The sequence below is a fragment of the Rheinheimera sp. MMS21-TC3 genome (assembly GCF_032229285.1).
In the GTDB taxonomy this organism is placed as follows: Bacteria; Pseudomonadota; Gammaproteobacteria; order Enterobacterales; family Alteromonadaceae; genus Alishewanella.
In genome coordinates, this window is sequence record NZ_CP135084.1 from 3,049,085 (window position 1) to 3,069,502 (window position 20,418).

20 protein-coding genes are annotated in these 20,418 nt (G+C 41.1%); 12 read left to right on the plus strand and 8 right to left on the minus strand.

Going from position 1 to position 20,418, the window contains the following annotated elements; all coding sequences use genetic code 11:
* Window position 1 precedes the first annotated feature (1 nt).
* Window positions 2-784: a lipid asymmetry maintenance ABC transporter permease subunit MlaE gene (mlaE, locus tag RDV63_RS14800; protein WP_313910276.1), complete on the minus strand. Its 783-nt coding sequence runs from the start codon at window positions 782-784 to the stop codon at window positions 2-4.
* Window positions 781-1,554 (minus strand): ATP-binding cassette domain-containing protein, encoded by a 774-nt coding sequence (locus RDV63_RS14805; protein ID WP_313910425.1) that lies wholly within the window; start codon window positions 1,552-1,554, stop codon window positions 781-783. Before RDV63_RS14805 ends, mlaE begins: the two co-directional genes overlap by 4 nt.
* A 332-nt stretch (window positions 1,555-1,886) precedes the next feature.
* Here RDV63_RS14805 and RDV63_RS14810 point away from each other — a divergent pair, with 332 nt between their 5' ends.
* The 11 genes from RDV63_RS14810 (at window position 1,887) to RDV63_RS14860 (ending at window position 9,632) form a co-directional block, all read left to right on the plus strand.
* Window positions 1,887-2,861 (plus strand): calcium/sodium antiporter, encoded by a 975-nt coding sequence (locus tag RDV63_RS14810; protein WP_313910277.1) that lies wholly within the window; start codon window positions 1,887-1,889, stop codon window positions 2,859-2,861.
* A 10-nt stretch (window positions 2,862-2,871) separates the two neighbouring features.
* The gene (locus tag RDV63_RS14815) at window positions 2,872-3,840 is read left to right on the plus strand and encodes a KpsF/GutQ family sugar-phosphate isomerase (RefSeq protein WP_313910278.1); all 969 of its coding nucleotides are present in this window, start codon (window positions 2,872-2,874) and stop codon (window positions 3,838-3,840) included.
* The gene (gene kdsC, locus RDV63_RS14820) at window positions 3,841-4,395 is read left to right on the plus strand and encodes a 3-deoxy-manno-octulosonate-8-phosphatase KdsC (protein WP_313910279.1); all 555 of its coding nucleotides are present in this window, start codon (window positions 3,841-3,843) and stop codon (window positions 4,393-4,395) included.
* Entirely contained in the window at window positions 4,392-4,946 is a 555-nt protein-coding gene (gene lptC, locus RDV63_RS14825; RefSeq protein WP_313910280.1) for an LPS export ABC transporter periplasmic protein LptC, read from the plus strand. The genes kdsC and lptC overlap by 4 nt, the downstream gene beginning before the upstream one ends.
* Window positions 4,936-5,427, plus strand: a complete 492-nt coding sequence (lptA, locus tag RDV63_RS14830; protein WP_313910281.1) for a lipopolysaccharide transport periplasmic protein LptA — start codon at window positions 4,936-4,938, stop codon at window positions 5,425-5,427. Before lptC ends, lptA begins: the two co-directional genes overlap by 11 nt.
* Window positions 5,424-6,146, plus strand: a complete 723-nt coding sequence (lptB, locus tag RDV63_RS14835) for an LPS export ABC transporter ATP-binding protein (protein ID WP_313910282.1) — start codon at window positions 5,424-5,426, stop codon at window positions 6,144-6,146. Before lptA ends, lptB begins: the two co-directional genes overlap by 4 nt.
* Before the next feature lie 80 nt (window positions 6,147-6,226).
* Window positions 6,227-7,705 (plus strand): RNA polymerase factor sigma-54, encoded by a 1,479-nt coding sequence (locus RDV63_RS14840; RefSeq protein WP_313910283.1) that lies wholly within the window; start codon window positions 6,227-6,229, stop codon window positions 7,703-7,705.
* A gap of 25 nt (window positions 7,706-7,730) precedes the next feature.
* On the plus strand, window positions 7,731-8,018 hold the full coding sequence (hpf, locus tag RDV63_RS14845; protein WP_313910284.1) for a ribosome hibernation-promoting factor, HPF/YfiA family: 288 nt from the start codon (window positions 7,731-7,733) through the stop codon (window positions 8,016-8,018).
* A 25-nt stretch (window positions 8,019-8,043) separates the two neighbouring features.
* Window positions 8,044-8,496: a PTS IIA-like nitrogen regulatory protein PtsN gene (gene ptsN, locus RDV63_RS14850; RefSeq protein WP_409934868.1), complete on the plus strand. Its 453-nt coding sequence runs from the start codon at window positions 8,044-8,046 to the stop codon at window positions 8,494-8,496.
* Window positions 8,496-9,359 carry an RNase adapter RapZ gene (gene rapZ / locus RDV63_RS14855; RefSeq protein ID WP_313910426.1) on the plus strand — a complete coding sequence of 288 codons (864 nt, stop codon included), beginning with the start codon at window positions 8,496-8,498 and terminating at the stop codon, window positions 9,357-9,359. The genes ptsN and rapZ overlap by 1 nt, the downstream gene beginning before the upstream one ends.
* Window positions 9,360-9,362: 3 nt before the next feature.
* Window positions 9,363-9,632 (plus strand): HPr family phosphocarrier protein, encoded by a 270-nt coding sequence (locus tag RDV63_RS14860; RefSeq protein ID WP_313910286.1) that lies wholly within the window; start codon window positions 9,363-9,365, stop codon window positions 9,630-9,632.
* A 99-nt stretch (window positions 9,633-9,731) separates the two neighbouring features.
* Here the strand turns inward: RDV63_RS14860 and greA are convergent, their stop codons facing one another.
* From greA to RDV63_RS14890, 6 genes are all read right to left on the minus strand, one after another.
* On the minus strand, window positions 9,732-10,208 hold the full coding sequence (greA, locus tag RDV63_RS14865) for a transcription elongation factor GreA (RefSeq protein ID WP_313910287.1): 477 nt from the start codon (window positions 10,206-10,208) through the stop codon (window positions 9,732-9,734).
* Entirely contained in the window at window positions 10,205-13,426 is a 3,222-nt protein-coding gene (carB, locus tag RDV63_RS14870) for a carbamoyl-phosphate synthase large subunit (RefSeq protein WP_313910289.1), read from the minus strand. The genes greA and carB overlap by 4 nt, the downstream gene beginning before the upstream one ends.
* A 30-nt stretch (window positions 13,427-13,456) precedes the next feature.
* Window positions 13,457-14,587, minus strand: coding sequence for a glutamine-hydrolyzing carbamoyl-phosphate synthase small subunit (carA, locus tag RDV63_RS14875; protein ID WP_313910290.1), 1,131 nt, complete (start codon window positions 14,585-14,587; stop codon window positions 13,457-13,459).
* 197 nt (window positions 14,588-14,784) lie between these two features.
* Window positions 14,785-15,594, minus strand: coding sequence for a 4-hydroxy-tetrahydrodipicolinate reductase (gene dapB / locus RDV63_RS14880; protein WP_313910292.1), 810 nt, complete (start codon window positions 15,592-15,594; stop codon window positions 14,785-14,787).
* 72 nt (window positions 15,595-15,666) lie between these two features.
* Window positions 15,667-16,821, minus strand: coding sequence for an iron-containing alcohol dehydrogenase (locus tag RDV63_RS14885; protein ID WP_313910293.1), 1,155 nt, complete (start codon window positions 16,819-16,821; stop codon window positions 15,667-15,669).
* Window positions 16,822-16,981: 160 nt separating this feature from the next.
* Entirely contained in the window at window positions 16,982-18,847 is a 1,866-nt protein-coding gene (locus RDV63_RS14890; RefSeq protein WP_313910294.1) for an MFS transporter, read from the minus strand.
* A gap of 222 nt (window positions 18,848-19,069) precedes the next feature.
* On the opposite strand from RDV63_RS14890, the gene RDV63_RS14895 reads away from it, so the two are divergent.
* Complete coding sequence (locus tag RDV63_RS14895; protein WP_313910296.1) at window positions 19,070-20,389, plus strand: Na+/H+ antiporter NhaC family protein; 1,320 nt, start codon at window positions 19,070-19,072, stop codon at window positions 20,387-20,389.
* Window positions 20,390-20,418: the final 29 nt, after the last annotated feature.

Here is a 20,418-nt window from a genome sequence, read left to right on the forward strand (position 1 = left end):
TTTATCCACCAAACATAATTGCAGTTAAAATAAAATCGAAAGCCAGCACAGTTAAAGATGCTGTTACGACCGTTTCAGTTGTGGCTCGGCTAATACCCTCAGAAGTGGGTACAGCGTCATAACCTTTATGTAAGGCAATCCAAACTACAATAATTGCAAATACAAAACTTTTAATGACGCCATTTAAAATATCTTGATATAAGTCGACGTTTGCTTGCATGGCTGACCAATAGCCACCACCATCTACACCTAACCAATCTACGCCGACTAAATGGCCCCCTAAGATACCAACCGCATTAAAAATTAATGCTAATAGCGGCATGCTAATAACACCGGCCCAAAAACGTGGGGCAATAATACGCCTAAGCGGATCAACAGCCATCATCTCCAAGCTTGATAACTGTTCCGTTGCTTTCATTAAGCCTATTTCTGCCGTTAGCGCACTACCTGCTCGGCCAGCGAATAACAAGGCTGTCACTACAGGCCCTAGCTCACGTAGTAAGCTAAGTGCAACTAAAGGCCCAAGCATTTGCTCAGCACCAAATTTAACCAAAACGGTATAGCCCTGCAGAGCCAGCACCATACCTATAAACAGCCCTGAAACAACTATTATAATTAACGACAATACTCCCACTACATACAACTGACGCATTAATAATGGGAAATTACGTCGTATATCGGGCTTGCCTACTAAGGCAGAAAACAGCATAGTGCCTGCTTTACCAAAGCCTTGCACAGTGGCTAATGCTGAATGCCCTAGTTGTTGAACTTTATTTACAATCACTTAGCCAACTCCATTAATTCATCCTCGTAAGGCGCAGCATTAAAATGGAAGGGTACAGGGCCATCAGCTTCACCTTTTAAGAATTGCTGAACTAGCGCTGAGGGATGCTTCAGTAACTCAGCAGGAGTACCATGACCAACCACTGACTTTTCTGCGATGATATACACATAGTCAGCTATGCCCATCACTTCATGCACGTCATGGGTTACTACAACCGAAGTTAAACCTAAAGCATTATTAAGCGACTTAATTAACCGCACTATTACTCCCATTGAAATGGGATCTTGCCCAGCAAAGGGCTCGTCATACAAAATTAATTTAGGATCTAAAGCTATAGCTCGGGCTAAAGCAGCTCGGCGTGCCATACCGCCAGACAACTCTGCAGGCATTAAATCTCTTGCGCCCCTTAAACCTACCGCCTCTAGTTTCATTAGTACTATTAAACGGATTAAAGATTCGCTGAGTTTAGTGTGCTCCCGAATAGGAAAGGCAATGTTATCAAAAACCGACATATCACTAAACAAGGCACCGCTTTGAAACAGCATGCTCATTTTTTTTCGGGCTTGGTATAGCTCAGAGCGAGAAAGCGCAGGAATATCTTGGCCATCAAACATAATGTGGCCTTGGCTAGGCTTAAGTTGGCCACCGATTAAACGCAACAAAGTTGTTTTACCAATACCGCTAGGGCCCATAACAGCGATAACTTTGCCGCGGGGAAACTGCATATTTAAGTCGCGAAATATTACCCTATCACCTCGACTAAAATGCATATTTTGAATATCTATTATCCTATCCGACAAACTTTTTGCTCCGCATAACGAGCAGTATTAATACCGCATAAAAATTAGGTTGGCTTACCTTAAAACTACACTTAAAGATATTGCTCGCAATATACATACAACCTTGTATGTTTGCAATTAGCCTGTACCCTGAGCTTAGCTATTATCATTGTAAGCTGGTTCTAAGCTAAAGTCGTTAATAAAAATCGTTACAAACTGTGAAGAGATGCTAACATTTAGCTAATTAACAGCTTTTTTTTGCTTTTCAACCTGATAAGCTGGAAAATATGTTAACTATGCTATCACTGCCGAGGAATTAACAATTGTCACCTTTGCTTATCGCGATTATTGTGGTGTTTGTTGGTTTAGTGCTTCTGGTATGGAGCGCTGACCGCTTAATTTTTGGTGCTTCGACAGTCGCCCGCTACACAGGCATATCACCTATGCTTATCGGCTTGACTATAGTAGCACTAGGCACCTCTATGCCAGAAATTCTAGTTTCTTCTATTGCAGCCTATAAAGGCCATTTAAGCACAGCAGTTGGCAATGCCCTTGGCTCAAATATTATCAATATTTTATTAATTATTGGCCTAGCCGCTTTATTAAAACCTATCCGTGTCACCTCACTAACCATTAAACGTGAATACCCTTTATTAGTTGCAGCAACGTTATTGGCTTACTTCTTTTTATCTGATCACTTTCTTAGTCGAATTGAAGGCTTAATATTAATAGCCGCTTTTTTCAGCTTTATAATATTTATGGTGTATTGCGCTCGCACCATAGCAGTTGATGATCCGCTAATGCAGGATATCAATAACGAAGAAAGTCCACCTATTTCCTTAGGTCAAGCCATTTTTTGGTTTGTGCTAGGTATGCTGCTATTACTTGCTGCTTCACAGTTATTGGTTCACGGCTCTGTATATATAGCACGCTATATAGGCGTTAGTGACTTAGTTATAGGCTTATCTATCGTTGCTTTAGGCACTAGTTTGCCAGAGTTAGCAACTAGTATTGTTGGTATAATAAAAGGTGAAGTGGATTTAGCCCTAGGTAATATTATTGGCTCAAACATTATTAACATATTGGCCGTGCTAGGTATAAGTGCCATTATTGCTCCAGGCGTTATAGATCCACAAGCGAGTAACCAGGACAGTTATATTATGATAGCTGCAACTATTATCTTGCTGCTTATGTCGCTACGACACAGTCGGCAACCACGACTAAGTAAATTTGAAGGTCTATTTTTATTAACTGCATTTATTGCTTATCAATATTTTTTATTTTCATCCTTTGCTTAAAGAGAGAACCATGAGCACCGATTTTCGTATTCGCGCCAAAGAAGTTATTGCCATTGAAGCCAGTGCTGTAGAGCAACTAGCCCAATATATCGATGATGAATTCAATTATGCCTGTGAACTTATTATTAATAGTAAAGGTAAAACCATAGTATCGGGTATGGGTAAATCTGGGCATATCGCTAATAAAATAGCAGCCACACTGGCCTCTACAGGTACTCCCGCTTTTTCTATCCATCCAGGCGAAGCCAGCCATGGTGACTTGGGCATGCTATCTGCGGAAGATGTGGTTATTGCAATTTCTAATTCTGGTGAAACAGCAGAAATGTTAACTATAGTGCCGGTTATCAAGCGGCGCGGCATTAAACTTATCGCTATCACTGGCAATCCTGACTCTACTTTAGCTAAATTTGCTGATGCCCACTTATGTGTAAAAGTTGACCAAGAAGCCTGCCCGTTAGGTTTAGCTCCTACTTCCAGCACAACGGCAACCTTAGTTATGGGTGATGCCCTTGCTATGACATTACTAGATGCCCGCGGCTTTTCAGCAGATGATTTTGCCTTATCACACCCTGGTGGCAGCCTAGGCCGCAAACTATTACTGCGTTTAGACGATGTGATGCATAAAGACGATAAGGTACCTATAGTTAGTATTAATGCCACTATTAAAGATGCCTTATTAGAGATTTCGAAAAAAGGCTTAGGAATGACAGCTATAGTCGACCAAGAAGGTGTATTAGCCGGTATTTTTACTGATGGCGATTTAAGGCGTATTTTAGATCAACGCTTAGATATCCATAGTTCATTAATTAGCGATGTTATGACTAGGCATTGCATTACGGCTAATAGCCAAATGTTAGCCGCAGAAGCTTTACAAGTATTACAGCAGAAAAAAATTAATGGTTTAATTGTTGTCAATAGCACTAACATCCCTGTGGGAGCCATGAATATGCACGATTTATTACGTGCTGGGGTGCTATAAATGTCGCTATTTTCTCAGCTATATCAAGATATAAGCGATAACGTTATTGCTCGGGCTGCTAATATAAAACTATTAATTTGCGATGTTGATGGTGTGTTTTCTGATGGCCGTATTTATCTTGGCAATAATGGTGAAGAATTAAAAGCTTTTCATACCCGCGATGGCTATGGCATTAAAGCTTTACGTAATGCAGGTATTGAGGTCGCCATTATTACTGGGCGAACTTCAACAATAGTCCAACAAAGAATGACATCCTTAACCGTCCCCTATATTTACCAAGGCCAAGAAAATAAAATCGCCGCTTTTACTGATATTCAATCACAGCTGCAACTTAGTCCCAACCAAATTGCCTACATAGGCGATGACTTAGCTGACTGGCAAGTCATGCAGTATTGCGGTTTAGCCGTAGCAGTAGCTGATGCTCACCCTTATTTGCGAGTAAATGCTCACTATAACACTAGCTTAAATGGCGGTTTTGGCGCTGTCCGCGAATTATGCGATTTATTATTAATTAGTCAAAATAAATTTATGCTCTTTGATGGTAGCAGCACATGAGAAAGCTATTGGTATTATTAGTTTTAGCTCTGGTTTTAACCGCCAGTTATTTATGGTTTAAACCTGACAACAACACAGCCCTAGTGTCTGCTGATCAAAAATTACAACCCGATTATATTGCCAGTGAAATCAGCCGAACCTTATATAACGATCAAGGCTACAAAACTGACTCTGTAACAGCAGTACGTTTAGAACATTTTGACCAGCTAGGTTTTACCCATTTTGAGCAGCCTATTTATACCTTATATAACAACCAGCATCAGCCTAGTTGGACGGCACATAGCCAAACAGCAACTTGGTACCCTGAAGATAGAATAATTCTAGAACATAAGGTTATTATTGAAAGCTTATTGCAGAATGAACTGATAGAACGCATAGAAACAGATACACTAGAAATGCTATTCCCTGACAACCGTTTACAAAATAATCAACCAGTGCGTGTAATAGGTAAAGGTTTTATTATTGAAGGTGTAGGCATTCAGGCAGACTTAACCAACAAAACCTTACACTTATTACAACATAATAAAACGGTATACCAAAATGAAAGCTAACTATATTACAGCCACAGCTATATTGTTAATAACATTTAGCTCTATTGCCGCTGTTCCAGATTACAAGCAACAAATTCAAATTGACGCCGATAACTTATCTTCGATCAAAGAAGATGTTTTGACATACCGCAACAATGTCATTATTACTCAAGGCTCAATGAAAATGACTGCTGATCTATTAGAGATTGATGCCAGTGCTGGTAAAGGTAATGAAGTCTATCTTGCTACTGGCCAACCAGTAAAATATTCACAACGAATGGAAGATGGCAAACTCGTTACTGCTGAAGCTAAAAGCATGCGCTATGAACCATCAACACGCATCCTAACTCTTAGTGGCGACGCCGAGCTGGCACAGAGTGGTAGCGTAGTTCAAGCATCAACTATTCGTTATAACGTTGAAAAACAGCAATTGAATGCCGATAGTAATAAGACCAAGCGCGTAACAACTATTTTTACGCCAGAGGAAAAAGATAACCCATGAAGTTAGTCGCAGCACATCTGGCCAAAAGCTATAAAGGCCGACAAGTAGTAAAAGATGTCAGCCTAGAGGTCAATGCCGGCCAAATAGTTGGCTTACTCGGCCCCAATGGTGCCGGAAAAACGACAACTTTTTATATGATAGTAGGCTTAGTCCCCTCAGATAAAGGCAGCATAACCCTTAATAATGAAGATATGACTTTTGAGCCTATTCATGCCAGAGCCAGAAAAGGCATAGGTTATTTACCTCAAGAAAGCTCTATTTTTAGAAAGCTTAGCGTGTATGATAATTTAATGGCTATTTTACAAACGCGCAAATCTTTAAGCCGCGCTAAGCGTGAAGAAATAGCAGATGAGCTATTAGAAGAATTTCATATTGGCCATATCAAACATAATTTAGGTATGAGCTTATCGGGTGGTGAGCGGCGACGAGTAGAAATTGCTCGCGCTTTAGCAGCCGAGCCTGCTTTTATTTTATTAGATGAGCCTTTTGCTGGCGTTGACCCTATTTCAGTTTTAGATATCAAAAAAATTATTCAACATTTAGGCCAACGTGGTATAGGTGTCTTAATTACCGATCATAACGTACGCGAAACACTAGACGTCTGTGAAATAGCCTACATAGTTAGTCATGGTGAACTGATTGCCTCTGGGCCACCACAACAAGTGCTAGCTGACCAAAAAGTACGAGATGTATACTTGGGTGAGCAATTCAGGCTATAGTTTTAAGGCAATTCAGGTATAGTTAGTTAAAGCTAGCCAATACCAATATCACTTGTGTTTCAGGAGATTAGTAGAAGTAAATGAAGCCATCTTTGCAACTTCGCTTAGGACAACAGCTGACCATGACCCCTCAGCTGCAACAGGCTATTCGCTTATTGCAGCTATCCACTATTGAGTTACAGCAAGAGATCCAAGAAGCTTTGGATGCGAATCCTTTATTAGAAGCAGATGACGATGCAACACCCTCAGCGGATGAGTCTTTACAGCAACACAGCCAAAAATCAGATGACAACTCAATAAGCAACGACACTAAAGTTGACAGCTCTGAAACAGATGCCAGCGAAGCCTTAGCAGATCAAAATATTAAAGAAGACTTACCCTTAGACAACGACTGGGACAACTTAGTTAGCGCCACTCCCGTTAGCTCTGGCAGTAGTGGTAGTGATGATGATACCGCTTACCAAGGTGAAACTAGCGAAAGCTTACAAGATTACCTACGTTGGCAAATGTATTTAACGCCTTTTTCTGAAATAGACTTAGCTATAGCTGAAGTAATTATTGAAGCTATCGATGACAGCGGCTTACTCACCATCAGCTGTGACGATATTTTACAATCGCTTGCTATTCCAGGCATAGAGGCCGATGAAGTAGAAGCTGTGATTAAACGGATCCAGCTATTTGACCCTATTGGCGTAGGCGCTCGCACGGTGCAAGAATGTTTGCTGGTGCAATTGCGTCAATTTTCAGCTGATACGCCATTTTTAGCCGAAGCCCAGTCTTTATTATTAGAACATAGTGACTTATTAGCTAATAGGGACTTCCGTTCTTTGATGCGAGTGACTAAACTCAAAGAAGACGAACTAAAACAGGTGATGCAACTTATTCAAAGTTTAAACCCACGGCCAGGCGCCGATGTGATAAAACAAGAACAAGAATACGTCATCCCTGATGTTAGCGTCAAAAAAGTAAAAGGCCGCTGGCAAGTCGAGTTAAATGTTGACGCCATGCCTAAAATTAGAGTTAATCAGCAGTACGCTGCCATGTCTAGAACAGTAAAAAGCAGTGCCGATAGTCAATTTATACGTTCACATTTACAAGAAGCAAAATGGTTTATAAAAAGTTTAGAAAGTAGAAACGAAACCTTATTAAAAGTGTCTAACTGTATAGTACAACAACAACAAGCATTTTTTGAACATGGCGAAGAAGCCATGAAACCAATGGTATTAAATGATGTTGCAGAAATGGTCGGTATGCATGAGTCAACCATTTCACGCGTTACAACCCAAAAATACATGCATACACCTAGAGGAATATTTGAACTTAAGTTCTTTTTCTCTAGCCATGTAAGCACCGAAAGTGGCGGTGAGTGTTCTTCTACTGCAATTCGGGCTTTTATTAAAAAATTAGTGGCGGCGGAAAACCCGGCCAAACCATTAAGCGATAGCAAAATGGCCGAAATTCTTTTAGAACAAGGGATAAACGTTGCAAGGCGCACTATAGCCAAGTATCGTGAGTCATTATTTATTCCACCGTCAAACCAGCGCAAAACCTTGATGTAAGTAAGCCAAAAAAAGGAATATGTCTATGCAAATCAATCTAACTGGTCGTCATGTTGAAATCACACCCGCATTAAAGGAATATGTAGACACTAAGTTCGCAAAATTAGCTCGACACTTTGAGCACATCACCAATATAAATGTGGTTCTCACTGTAGAAAAACTAAAGCAAATTGCTGAAGCTAAAGTTAATTTAAGCGGCGCAGAAGTATTCGCTATCTCAGATGATGAAAACATGTATGCAGCCATTGATCAGCTTATCGACAAGCTTGATCGACAAGTCATTAAACACAAAGAAAAGTTAATTCGACACTAATTAAAATATGATCAATTTAACCACCATGCTTACGGAGAACTGCACTAGAAGTGCAGTTCTTTTTAATAGTAAAAAGCGTATTTTGGAATATATTGCCGAGCTAGCACAACAGCAATTACCTGAGATAACTGAATACAGTATTTTAGAAGCCTTAATGGCGCGAGAAAAATTAGGTTCTACAGGTATAGGTGGTGGTATTGCTATCCCCCACGGTAAATTAAGCAGCGTGGTTAAGCCAATATTAGTCTTTGTTGTTAGCAAAGAGCCTATTGCTTTTGATGCCGTTGACAACCAACCTGTCGATATTTTCTGTGGTATTTTAATCCCAGAAGATCAATGCCAAACCCATTTAAGCACTTTATCTAGCCTAGCTAAATTGCTAAGCCAGAAAGAGCTAACCAAACAAATTCGTAATGCAGAAACTAATCAACAATTATATCAATTACTAATAGATTATTGTGAGGCGAATGCAGAATGATGAAACTGTTAGTGGTAAGTGGTCGCTCTGGTTCAGGCAAATCTGTTGCGTTACGAGTAATGGAAGATCTAGGTTATTACTGCGTAGATAACATCCCTGTTAATTTACTGCCTACTTTAGCCACAGCTGTCATGGGCCAATATGAACGGGTTGCTGTCAGTATTGATGTGCGCAACTTGCCAGAAGATCCTGATGATTTAACAGAAATTCTCTCCTATCTACCACACAAGGTAGAACTACATATTTTATATTTAGACGCCGATCACAGCACTTTAATTCGCCGCTTTAGTGAAACGCGCCGTATGCACCCTTTATCACACAAGGCTATGTCGTTAGACGAAGCCATTCTGCGTGAGCAGCAACTACTTGACCCCGTCGCTAGCAGTGCAGACTTATATATTGATACCACAGAGCTAAATGTGCACCAGCTAGCAGAGCAATTACGGGAACGTATACTCGGCCAAAAAACTGGGCGCTTAGTTATATTATTTGAATCTTTTGGCTTTAAATACGGCATACCCAAAGATGCCGACTATGTGTTTGACGCCAGGTTCTTACCCAACCCACACTGGAACCCAGACTTAAAACCACTAACCGGATTAGACCAACCGGTAAAAGAGTTCTTTGCCGCCCAGCCCGTAGTCGCTAAATATATTTGGCAAATAAATAGCTTTATTAGTAGCTGGTTACCACAACTAGAGCGCAACAATCGCAGCTACCTTACCATCGCCATAGGCTGCACTGGCGGTCAACACCGCTCGGTATATATAGCAGAATGCTTAGCAGAAAGCTTTCGCAACCAACGCGACGACGTACAGCTACGCCACCGTGAATTAGTGCGTCATCACCAACGCCAATATTAATTTATGCGCTGCAAACAAACTGTCACTATAGTCAACCAACTAGGCCTACACGCCAGAGCCGCCACTAAACTCGCTCAGCTATGCCAGCAATTCAGCGCCAAAATAGAGTTAATCCAAGACAAGCAAACCGCCGACGCCAACAGTGTATTAGCCTTACTCATGCTAGCCAGCAGTAAAGGCAAAACCCTACAAGTTGCCACCGAAGGCACAGACGCCCAACAAGCCTTAGACGCCGTAGTTAATTTAATTAACAACGGCTTTGATGAAGACTAACTCCTGAAATTATTAATTAATACAAAGCATTATTTCTTGTATAAAAAAATAGCGCCTATTGGCGCTATTTTTATTATGTTGCAGATTTTAAGCTTAGATTTATAGGTATTCTACAGCGACTATTTCATACTCTACTACGCCGTTTGGTGTTGTAATATTAACAACGTCGTCTACTGACTTTCCTATTAAACCTCGGGCTATAGGTGAGTTGACTGATATTAAATTGTTTTTAATACTCGCTTCATCATCACCTACTATACGATAAGTAACTTCTTGGTCAGTATCTACATTAAGGATAGTTACTGTGGTACCAAAAATTACTTTACCGGTATTTTTCATCTTGCTAATGTCTATAATTTGCGCATTAGACAATTTAGCTTCGATGTCTTGAATTCTACCCTCGCAAAATCCTTGCTGCTCACGAGCTGCGTGGTATTCCGCGTTTTCTTTTAAATCACCATGCTCACGTGCAGTTGCAATTGCTTGAATAATAGCCGGTCTTTTAACCGACTTTAATTCATGCAATTCTAAGCGCAGGTTTTCTGCACCCTGCACCGTCATTGGGATCTGACTCATGCGTTTACTCTCTTATGTAATTCTTGTACCGACACAACACTTTCAAATGCGCTGGCTGCGGTAGATTCTACTGTAGCAAAAGCAGCATTAAGTGTGGTGGTATAATTGGTTTTATACTGCAAGGTACCACGGCGAATTGCTTTAGAATCTTCTATTGCTTTACGGCCTTCGGTTGTATTAACCACATAGCTGTATTCGCCGTTTTTAATTCTATCTAGAATATGTGGACGGCCTTCTGATACTTTATTTACCGTACGGCATTCGATACCTGCTGCTTGTAATGCTTTAGCTGTACCACCAGTTGCATCTAACTCAAAGCCTTTAGCAACCATTAGTTTAGCTAAATCTATCATTCGCACTTTATCGCTGTCACGCACCGAAAGCAAGGCTCTACCACCAGTTGGGATATCACAGCTAGAACCTAACTGACCTTTTGAGTATGCCATGCTAAAGGTTTCGCCTACACCCATTACTTCACCGGTAGAACGCATCTCAGGGCCGAGTATAGGGTCAACACCTGGGAATTTATTAAACGGGATCACCACTTCTTTTACTGAGAAGTAAGGCGGGATAATTTCTTTAGTAATACCTTGCGAGGCTAATGATTGGCCAACCATGCAACGAGCACCTATTTTAGCAATAGCCACGCCAGTAGCTTTTGATACAAAAGGCACAGTACGGGCAGCACGTGGGTTTACTTCAATTAAGTAAACTTCGTTATCTTTAACTGCGAACTGGGTATTCATTAAACCAACAACGCCAAGCTCTAAAGCTAGTTTGCGCACTTGGTCACGCATTACATCTTTAATTTCAGCCGACAAGGTATGAGGTGGTAATGAACAGGCAGAGTCACCTGAGTGCACACCTGCTTGTTCGATATGCTCCATAATGCCGCCAATTACGACGTCAGTGCCATCACAAATAGCATCAATATCCACTTCGATAGCATCGTCTAAGAAGTTATCTAATAACACTGGCGAGTCGTTAGACACGCTTACGGCATCAGTCATATAACGGCGTAAGTCTTGCTCGTCATAAACAATTTCCATCGCGCGTCCACCTAGTACATAAGATGGACGTACTACCATTGGAAACCCAATATCTGCTGCTGAATTAATGGCTTCTTCCACACTGGTTACCGTAGCATTTTTTGGCTGTTTTAAACCTAAACGTACTACAGCTTGTTGGAAACGCTCACGGTCTTCAGCACGGTCGATAGCGTCAGGTGAGGTACCAATAATTGGCACTCCATTGGCTTCTAGGGCGCGGGCTAATTTTAGTGGTGTTTGGCCACCATATTGCACTATTACGCCTTTTGGCTTTTCTTTAGCAACAATTTCTAATACATCTTCTAATGTAATTGGCTCGAAGTATAGGCGGTCTGAAGTATCATAATCTGTTGAAACCGTTTCTGGGTTACAGTTGATCATAATGGTTTCATAGCCATCTTCGCGCAAAGCTAACGCAGCATGCACACAGCAGTAATCGAATTCGATACCTTGACCAATACGGTTTGGGCCACCGCCGATAATCATAATTTTATCGCGATCAGTTGGGGCTGCTTCGCACTCTTCATCATAAGTGGAGTACATATAAGCCGTATTAGAGGCAAATTCTGCCGCACAGGTATCAACTCGCTTATATACTGGGTGAATATCAAAGCTATGGCGCTTTTTGCGCACTTCGTTTTCGCTTACACCTAATACATCTGCAATACGTTTATCAGCAAAACCTTTGCGTTTTAAGCGGGCAATAGCGGCTTTATCTAAGCCAGCAAAACCGGCTGCACATAAGGCTTGCTCTTCTTTTATTAGGTCTTCAATTTGCACTAAGAACCAAGGGTCTATCTTAGTTAGAGCAAAAATATCATCAATTGACATACCAAAACGGAAGGCATCGCCTATATACCAAATGCGCTCGGCACCGGGTTCTTTTAATTCACGAATTAGAATATCTTTAGCGTCGGTTCGAGTTAAATCAAGAATAGGATCTAAACCAGACATACCGGTTTCTAGGCTGCGTAACGCTTTTTGTAGTGATTCTTGCTGGTTGCGGCCAATAGACATTACTTCACCAACAGATTTCATCTGAGTAGTTAAGCGATCATTGGCGCCAGCAAATTTTTCAAAGTTAAAACGCGGCACTTTGGTTACTACATAGTCGATACTAGGCTCGAACGATGCTGGTGTTTTACCACCTGTTATGTCATTGGCTAGTTCATCTAAGGTAAAACCCACTGCTAACTTAGCCGCCACTCGGGCAATTGGAAAGCCAGTAGCTTTAGAGGCTAAGGCTGATGAACGTGATACCCGTGGGTTCATCTCAATGATAACCATACGGCCGTTTTCAGGGTTAATACCAAACTGAACGTTAGAGCCACCGGTTTCGACACCAATTTCACGCAGTATCGCCAACGATGCACTGCGCATAATTTGATATTCTTTGTCGGTTAAGGTTTGTGCCGGCGCTACTGTGATAGAGTCACCGGTGTGCACACCCATAGGGTCGAAGTTTTCAATGGCACAAACAATAATACAGTTATCGTTTTTATCACGCACCACTTCCATTTCGTATTCTTTCCAACCTATTAATGATTCATCAATCAATAATTCTTTGGTTGGTGACAAATCTAAGCCATTAGCACAGATTTCTTCAAACTCTTCGCGGTTATAAGCTATACCACCGCCAGAACCACCCATAGTAAATGACGGCCGAATAATACAAGGGAAGCCAATATCTTCTAAAACAGCAAAGGCTTCTTCCATTGAATGAGCAAAACCTGCCCGCGGGCAAGATAAACCTATAGCGCGCATTGCTTCATCAAAGCGACTGCGGTCTTCTGCTTTATCAATGGCATCAGCTGTAGCGCCAATCATTTCCACATTATATTTTTCTAGCACGCCATGGCGCTCTAAATCTAGTGCGCAGTTCAATGCAGTTTGACCACCCATAGTAGGCAGTACCGCACAAGGACGTTCTTTTTCTATTATTTTTTCTACAACTCGCCAGTGAATTGGCTCGATATAAGTAGCATCGGCCATTTCTGGATCAGTCATAATAGTAGCTGGGTTAGAGTTAACTAAAATAACTCTATAGCCTTCTTCTCTTAAGGCTTTACAGGCTTGGGCACCTGAATAGTCAAACTCACAAGCTTGACCAATAACGATAGGGCCAGCGCCTAAGATTAGAATACTTTTTAAGTCGGTACGTTTTGGCATTGCGTCTGAGTCTCCGTAATTCGTGTTAGCTTAGGCTGAATGTTTACGCATCAGCGCAATAAAATGGTCGAATAGCTCAGCGGCTTCATACGGGCCTGGGCTTGCTTCAGGGTGGCCCTGAAAACTAAAGGCAGCTTTATCTGTCCGCTCTAGGCCTTGCAAGGTACCATCAAATAATGACTTATGGGTGGCACGTAAGGTATCTGGCAAGCTGGCTTCATCAACCGCAAAACCATGATTTTGCGCAGTAATCATTACTCGTTTACTGTCTAAGCTTTGCACCGGATGGTTAGCGCCATGGTGGCCAAACTTCATTTTTATTGTGCTAGCACCACTTGCTAAGGCTAATAGCTGATGGCCCAAGCAAATACCAAAAATAGGAATATCAGTTGTTAAAAATGTTTTGATAGCTGCAATAGCATAATCACAAGGAGCAGGATCACCAGGACCATTGGACAAGAATATGCCATCTGGATTCATAGCTAATACATCTGCTGCTGAAGTTTGTGCTGGCACTACAGTAATTTTACAGCCACGCTCAGCTAAAGAGCGCAAAATATTACGTTTTACGCCAAAGTCGTAGGCAACAACATGAAACTCACCGGTATTAGTTTGATTAAAACCTTGGCCTAACTGCCATGTACCTTCTGTCCATGAATAAGATTCTTTAGTGCTGACTACTTTGGCTAAGTCCACGCCATTTAAGCCAGAAAAATCTTTAGCTAATTGTAGTGCTTTGCTTTCGTCAAGATCATCTATGGCCATAATACAGCCATTTTGCGTGCCCTTTTCTCGCAGTATTCGGGTTAATTTACGAGTATCAATATCAGCGATGCCAAGGATATTGTGCGCATTTAGATAATCTGTTAATGATTGTTGATTACGGAAGTTACTAGCAAGTAACGGTAAGTCTCTTATAACTAAACCTTTAACCCAAACCTGGTTAGATTCTTCATCTTCAGAGTTAGTACCGGTATTGCCGATGTGTGGATAAGTAAGAGTGACGATTTGTTCTGCGTATGAGGGATCAGTTAATATTTCTTGATACCCCGTCATAGAAGTATTAAACACTACCTCTCCAACAGAAACTCCTTTAGCGCCAATGGCTGTACCGCGAAATACGGTGCCGTCTTCCAGTACGAGCAGGGCGGACTTAGACAAAATAACCTCCAAACAGCAGAAAACAAGTTAAAACCACTTAAGATTTAGTACCTGTTTTGACCCAAAAAATGATACCCGAATTTGCCTTAGGCAAACCTGACTATTCTATGCGATTTGCGGCTTTTTTTCTATGCTTTTTTTGCTTTTAATAAAAACATTGGCTTTACGGCTATTTATGCACTTAACCTTGCATAAAGTTATGCTAAATCGGTTAATCCAAGCACTTGCTGCATAGTATAAAGTCCAGGCTGTTTGTTTTTCAACCAGACAGCAGCACGCATAGCTCCTTGGGCAAAGGTCTCACGACTAGAGGCTTTATGAGTTATTTCCAGTCTTTCGCTTAAATTAGCAAACAATACGGTATGGTCACCAATAATATCTCCACCACGAATAGTCGAAAACCCTATCGTTTGTTGCTCTCGTTCACCGGTATCTCCTTCTCTGCCATATACAGCAACCTTAGCTAAATCTCGGCCTAAGGTTTTGGCAATATTATTACCTATAGCCAATGCTGTACCTGAAGGAGCATCTTTTTTAAATCTATGATGTGCTTCTATAATTTCTATATCCGCATCAGCACCCATCACTTTAGCGGCGGTTTGCACTAAGTGTTGCAACAAGTTAATGCCAACACTCATATTCGGCGCCCACACAATAGGAATAGACTTACTGGCGTGCTGGATCTGCTCGTATTGGTCATTGGTTAAGCCTGTTACCCCAATAACCATCGCTTTTTGCGCAGCTACGGCTAATTGTAAATGGCCTAACATTGGCTCGGGTAAGGTAAAATCTAGCCAAATTTCTGCCTGCTTAATGCTGTTAGCACTTACCTCAGTTAAAGGTAAGGCTAATTTACCGCAACCCGCTAACTCACCAGCGTCAATACCCACTAAAGATGAACCTTGACGCACAGTAGTAGCTGTTAGGTTAAGCTGTTGTTGGCTAGCTACATTAATTAATGCTCGGCCCATGCGACCATTAGCGCCTAAAATTCCAATTGTTGGCATATTTTCACCCTAGTAAACGTTAATCTTAACCCGCATTAGAGCAAAAGCCCCGCTTGGTATAAAGCAAAAAAATTAAAGAGCCTGTTGTAATATTTGTTTAGCTATTTGTGGCGTAATATCGCCATGCTCACCTAACTTAAGCATATTATGCTGCACTAGCTTTGCCTCTACCGCAGCAATTGCTGCAGCACCTAACTTATAATCGCTAAGTTGAGTGGCTACACCCATCTGTTGAAAAAATGCTTTTGTAAGGGCTATAGCCTCATCAATCACTTGCTCTTCATTGCTATAGGATAGCTGCCAGACTCTGCGGCCATATTGCAGTAGTTTTGCTCTTTTTTGTTCGCGCTGTTGCTGTAATAAAGCGGGTAATATTATAGCCAAGGTTTGGGCATGATCTAAGCCATAACAAGCTGTTAATTCATGCCCTATCATGTGTGTTGCCCAATCTTGAGGGACACCTTGGCCAATTAAGCCATTTAATGCCATAGTTGCCGCCCACATAATATTTGCCCGCACATCGTAATTTTCTGGCTCAGTTAATGCCAGTGGCCCTTGCTCGATAAGTGTTTGTAACAAGCCTTCGGCAAAGCGATCTTGCACAGCAGCATTAACCGGATAGGTTAAGTATTGCTCTATAACATGAACAAAAGCATCTACCACACCATTAGCCACTTGCTTAGTGGGCAAGCTAAAGGTCACGCTAGGATCTAAAATAGCAAACTGGGGATAGACTAGCGGGCTAGAAAAGCCTAATTTTTGTTGTGTTTCATAACGGGTTACAACCGAGTTACCGTTACTTTCGCTACCGGTTGCCGGTAAAGTTAGTACGCAACCTAAAGGAATAGCTGATGTTACCTTAGCGCCCTCGGCTAAAATTTGCCAAGCATCACCTTCAAACACTGCTGCTGCGGCAATAAATTTAGCGCCATCTATAACGCTGCCACCGCCTACAGCTAATAGAAAATCAATTTTTTCACGACGTACTAAATCAGCCGCTTGCATTAAAGTTTCAAAACTAGGGTTTGGCTCAATACCGGAAAACTCTAGCCAACTAAAATCACTTAATGCTTGACTAACTTGTTGATAAACTCCATTGCGCTTAATAGAGCCAGCACCATACAGCAACAATACTTTACTGTTTTTTGGGATATTATTTGTCAGAGTGGCAATTTGCTCTTTACCAAAAATAATTTTGGTTGGGTTTTGAAAACAAAAATTAAACATGTCATTACACCATTACGTAAATTGCTTAGGATCGGAACAGAACCTCTATAGCTACCTTTATAGGATCAACATAAAGCAATTCAAGCGCAGCTGGGAGCTTACTGCGCTAAACAACAACCATCATCAGTTGATTAGCTGCAACTAGAGCATAAACTCCCTATCAATCAGCAAATAGCTGTTTAACTTTTTGCTCTAAACCAGCTGCAGTTACGCTAGCTGCTGCCACTGTTGGCGCCGCTTCAAGCTCCACCACTGACCAAAAGCGACCTTTAAACTTAAAGGCGCCATTACCTTGATGGCTAAAAAATGATCCCCATAAGCCCTTTAATGCCATAGGCACAACAGGCACTGGGCTTTCAGTCAAAATACGCTCTATACCTGGACGAAAGCTATCTATGGTGCCGTCTTTTGTTAAGCGGCCTTCAGGAAAAATACAAACTAAGTGCCCGTCGGCTAATGCCTGTTTAATCTTAGCAAAAGCAGCTTCATGTACTTGCTCATTTTTCTGCTTGCTGCAAATAGGAATGGTTTTAGCAGCTTTAAATAATTTATTTACCAAAGGTAAGTCATAAATAGCTTTTTCCATCACAAAACGAATGGGCCTTCTAACTGCACCTGCAATCACTAAGGCATCAACATAGCTAATATGATTAGCCACTAACACCGCAGCACCTTGTTCAGGAATATGCTCTAAGCCTTTTTTTTGTACCCTATACATAGTGTGACTTAGTAAATATATAACAAAACGCAACACAAACTCTGGCATCTGAGAGTACACATATAAGGCCACTGCTATATTCATTAAAGCTAAGACTAAAAAGTACTGACTAATTGACAGCCCTAGTACCGATAAAAACAAGATACCAGCCAAAGCGCTAGCAACCATAAATAAAGCATTAAAAATATTATTTGCCGCTATAACCCGCGCTCGTTGATGTGACTGGGCACGTTGTTGTAATAACGCATACAAAGGCACGATAAATAAACCGCCAAACACACCAATTAAACTTAATGCCATTAGCAACCACCAACCATAAGCAGTAGCTAAAAACTGACTTAAATTTATTTCTGCTGTAGGGGCAAACGATGGACTAGTTAAATACAAGGCGATGCCAAAGATAGTTAACCCAACCGAGCCAATAGGTACTATTCCAAGCTCTACTTTATCGCCAGATAAACGCTCACAAAGCATAGAGCCAATACCCACGCCCAATGAAAATGCAACTAATAGCGCAGTTACCACTGTATTATCACCGCCTAGCACTGTTTTAGTATAGTTGGGAAATTGGGTTAAATAACTAGCGCCTAAAAACCAAAACCAGCTAATGGCCATAATAGATAAATATAAATCTCTATTGGTGTAACTAATACTTATTGCTTTTTTGGTTTGCTGCCAAGGTGCAAAACTAAATTTTTGAGCCGACTCTACTTTACCCACTTTTGGTATATAGCGGCTAACTAGGTAACCTATAACTGAAAACAATACGACTACGGTACCTATCCACAGCTCTGCCTGATTAAAGCCAACAATAAGACCACCTAATACAGTTCCCAATAAAATTGCCACAAAAGTGCCCATCTCTACCCAAGCATTGCCCGCTAATAATTCTTTAGGTGTTAGTAGTTGCGGTAATATTGCATATTTAACGGGGCCAAAAAAAGCCGACTGAGTACCCATTAAAAATAAAATAGCCAACAGTACTAAATATTGCTGAAAATAAAATGCTAGCGCAGCCGCCAGCATCAAACCGATTTCTATCAGCTTTAAACCTCGGATTAATGCTGTTTTACAACTAGCATCGGCCAAAGCGCCTGCAGTAGCAGAGAACAATAAAAACGGTAAGATAAATAAGCCAGCCGCCAGATTCATTGTGATATCAATCGACCAGGGCAAGGCATTAGCTGCGGTAAAAGCCAGAGCTAACATTAAGGCATTTTTAAATACATTGTCATTAAAAGCGCCTAGCGCTTGGGTTAAAAAGAACGGCATAAACCGCATGCTACCTATAATTTTCAACCCTGACATTGCCGCTCCATTAATTATTAGTATCTGTTTATAAAGCCAACAGCATAATAAAAAGCCATTAACTTCACCAGCAAATAGATTTACTGACTAAAACAGTTAATATGATGATAACTAATTTAGCCTTGCGCTTAGCAACTAAGATTGACAGGAAGTCTAGCCGTCTATATATTTGCAACTTATGTTTGCACGTTGCAGTAATGAATCATTTTTGTAGGTACTATTATGTCTTCAGTTTCACTAGCCCCCATTGGTGCTAAACGCTCATTACTGCCGTTATTGTTTTTTGTGATGCTATTTCTGGGCACTGGCTTGTATTTACAAAGCCAAGATGTGGCTTATGCGTTTTACCAACTACCAGGTCATGTTGCTATTATTCCAGCTTTAATTTTAGCGGTTTACTTACACCGAGCACCATTAACAGAGTCTATTGACGTTATGATCAAAGGTGCAAGCAATCATAATATTATTACTATGTGTATTATTTATTTGCTTGCTGGTGCCTTTGCTAGTGTAGCTACTGCAACGGGAGGCGTAGATGCGGCCGTTAATGCTGGTTTAAGTTTAGTCTCGGCCAGCTGGTTGTTACCGGGCTTATTTGTTATTGCTGCTGTTATTGCTACCGCTATGGGTACTTCAATGGGCACTATTGCTGCTTTAGCACCTATTGCAGTGAATTTAGCAAGCCAAGCTAATTTAGAGCCTGCCTTAGTAGCAGGCGTACTGCTAAGCGGCGCCATGTTTGGTGATAATTTATCTATTATTTCTGATACCACTATTGCCTCCACCCGCACCCAAGGTGCCAAGATGGCAGACAAGTTTAAAGAAAATATTAAAATTGCCCTACCTGCCGCAATTATCACCTTAGCGTTGTATATTTTTTTATCATCTGATGGCGCTGTTATTACGCACGAAGCCGTTAATTGGACCGGCGTACTGCCCTATGCTGCTATTTTAATTTTAGCTATTTTGGGCCTAAATGTCTTTGTAGTGCTATTACTGGGTGTGGTGCTAGCCGCCGCCCAAGGGGCATTTTTTGCCAATTATAATATAGCTAACTTAGGTCAAGATATTGCCAGCGGTTTTGCCAATGTCCAAGAAATTTTTATATTAGCTATGTTAGTAAGTGCTTTAAGTGAGTTTATTAAACAACAAGGTGGCTTAGAGTGGATTGCCATAAAAATTCAATCAGCAGCCAGCAAGCTTAAACTAGCTGGCAATAAAGCTCAGCAACTTGCCATAGCAACCTTAGCCTTTAGCAGCAATTTGTGTATTGCTAATAATACTGTTGCTATAGTATTAACCGGTGACCTTAGTAAAACCCTAGCCAAACAACACCATATTAGCCCTAAACGCAGTGCAAGCTTATTGGATATCTTTGCTTGTGTTAGCCAAGGCTTAGTGCCTTATGGCGCACAAGCCTTATTGTTAGGCGCTAGCTTTGGTTTATCACCTTGGCAAGTGGTAACAAAAAGCTATTATTGTATGATTTTATTAATAGTGGCTATTAGTGTAGTGATATTGCGCAGTAGCAAGCATAGCTAAGTTAAAAACAGTAATTATTAGCCACACTT

What these genes read in the sequence shown, in the direction of transcription:
- RDV63_RS14805 (WP_313910425.1), bottom strand. Translation starts at nt 1,554, where the DNA reads ATGCATTTTAGTCGAGGTGATAGGGTAATATTTCGCGACTTAAATATG.
- RDV63_RS14815 (WP_313910278.1), top strand. Translation starts at nt 2,872, where the DNA reads ATGAGCACCGATTTTCGTATTCGCGCCAAAGAAGTTATTGCCATTGAA.
- kdsC (WP_313910279.1), top strand. Translation starts at nt 3,841, where the DNA reads ATGTCGCTATTTTCTCAGCTATATCAAGATATAAGCGATAACGTTATT.
- lptC (WP_313910280.1), top strand. Translation starts at nt 4,392, where the DNA reads ATGAGAAAGCTATTGGTATTATTAGTTTTAGCTCTGGTTTTAACCGCC.
- lptA (WP_313910281.1), top strand. Translation starts at nt 4,936, where the DNA reads ATGAAAGCTAACTATATTACAGCCACAGCTATATTGTTAATAACATTT.
- lptB (WP_313910282.1), top strand. Translation starts at nt 5,424, where the DNA reads ATGAAGTTAGTCGCAGCACATCTGGCCAAAAGCTATAAAGGCCGACAA.
- RDV63_RS14840 (WP_313910283.1), top strand. Translation starts at nt 6,227, where the DNA reads ATGAAGCCATCTTTGCAACTTCGCTTAGGACAACAGCTGACCATGACC.
- hpf (WP_313910284.1), top strand. Translation starts at nt 7,731, where the DNA reads ATGCAAATCAATCTAACTGGTCGTCATGTTGAAATCACACCCGCATTA.
- ptsN (WP_409934868.1), top strand. Translation starts at nt 8,044, where the DNA reads ATGCTTACGGAGAACTGCACTAGAAGTGCAGTTCTTTTTAATAGTAAA.
- rapZ (WP_313910426.1), top strand. Translation starts at nt 8,496, where the DNA reads ATGAAACTGTTAGTGGTAAGTGGTCGCTCTGGTTCAGGCAAATCTGTT.
- RDV63_RS14860 (WP_313910286.1), top strand. Translation starts at nt 9,363, where the DNA reads ATGCGCTGCAAACAAACTGTCACTATAGTCAACCAACTAGGCCTACAC.
- greA (WP_313910287.1), bottom strand. Translation starts at nt 10,208, where the DNA reads ATGAGTCAGATCCCAATGACGGTGCAGGGTGCAGAAAACCTGCGCTTA.
- carB (WP_313910289.1), bottom strand. Translation starts at nt 13,426, where the DNA reads ATGCCAAAACGTACCGACTTAAAAAGTATTCTAATCTTAGGCGCTGGC.
- dapB (WP_313910292.1), bottom strand. Translation starts at nt 15,594, where the DNA reads ATGCCAACAATTGGAATTTTAGGCGCTAATGGTCGCATGGGCCGAGCA.
- RDV63_RS14885 (WP_313910293.1), bottom strand. Translation starts at nt 16,821, where the DNA reads ATGTTTAATTTTTGTTTTCAAAACCCAACCAAAATTATTTTTGGTAAA.
- RDV63_RS14890 (WP_313910294.1), bottom strand. Translation starts at nt 18,847, where the DNA reads ATGTCAGGGTTGAAAATTATAGGTAGCATGCGGTTTATGCCGTTCTTT.
- RDV63_RS14895 (WP_313910296.1), top strand. Translation starts at nt 19,070, where the DNA reads ATGTCTTCAGTTTCACTAGCCCCCATTGGTGCTAAACGCTCATTACTG.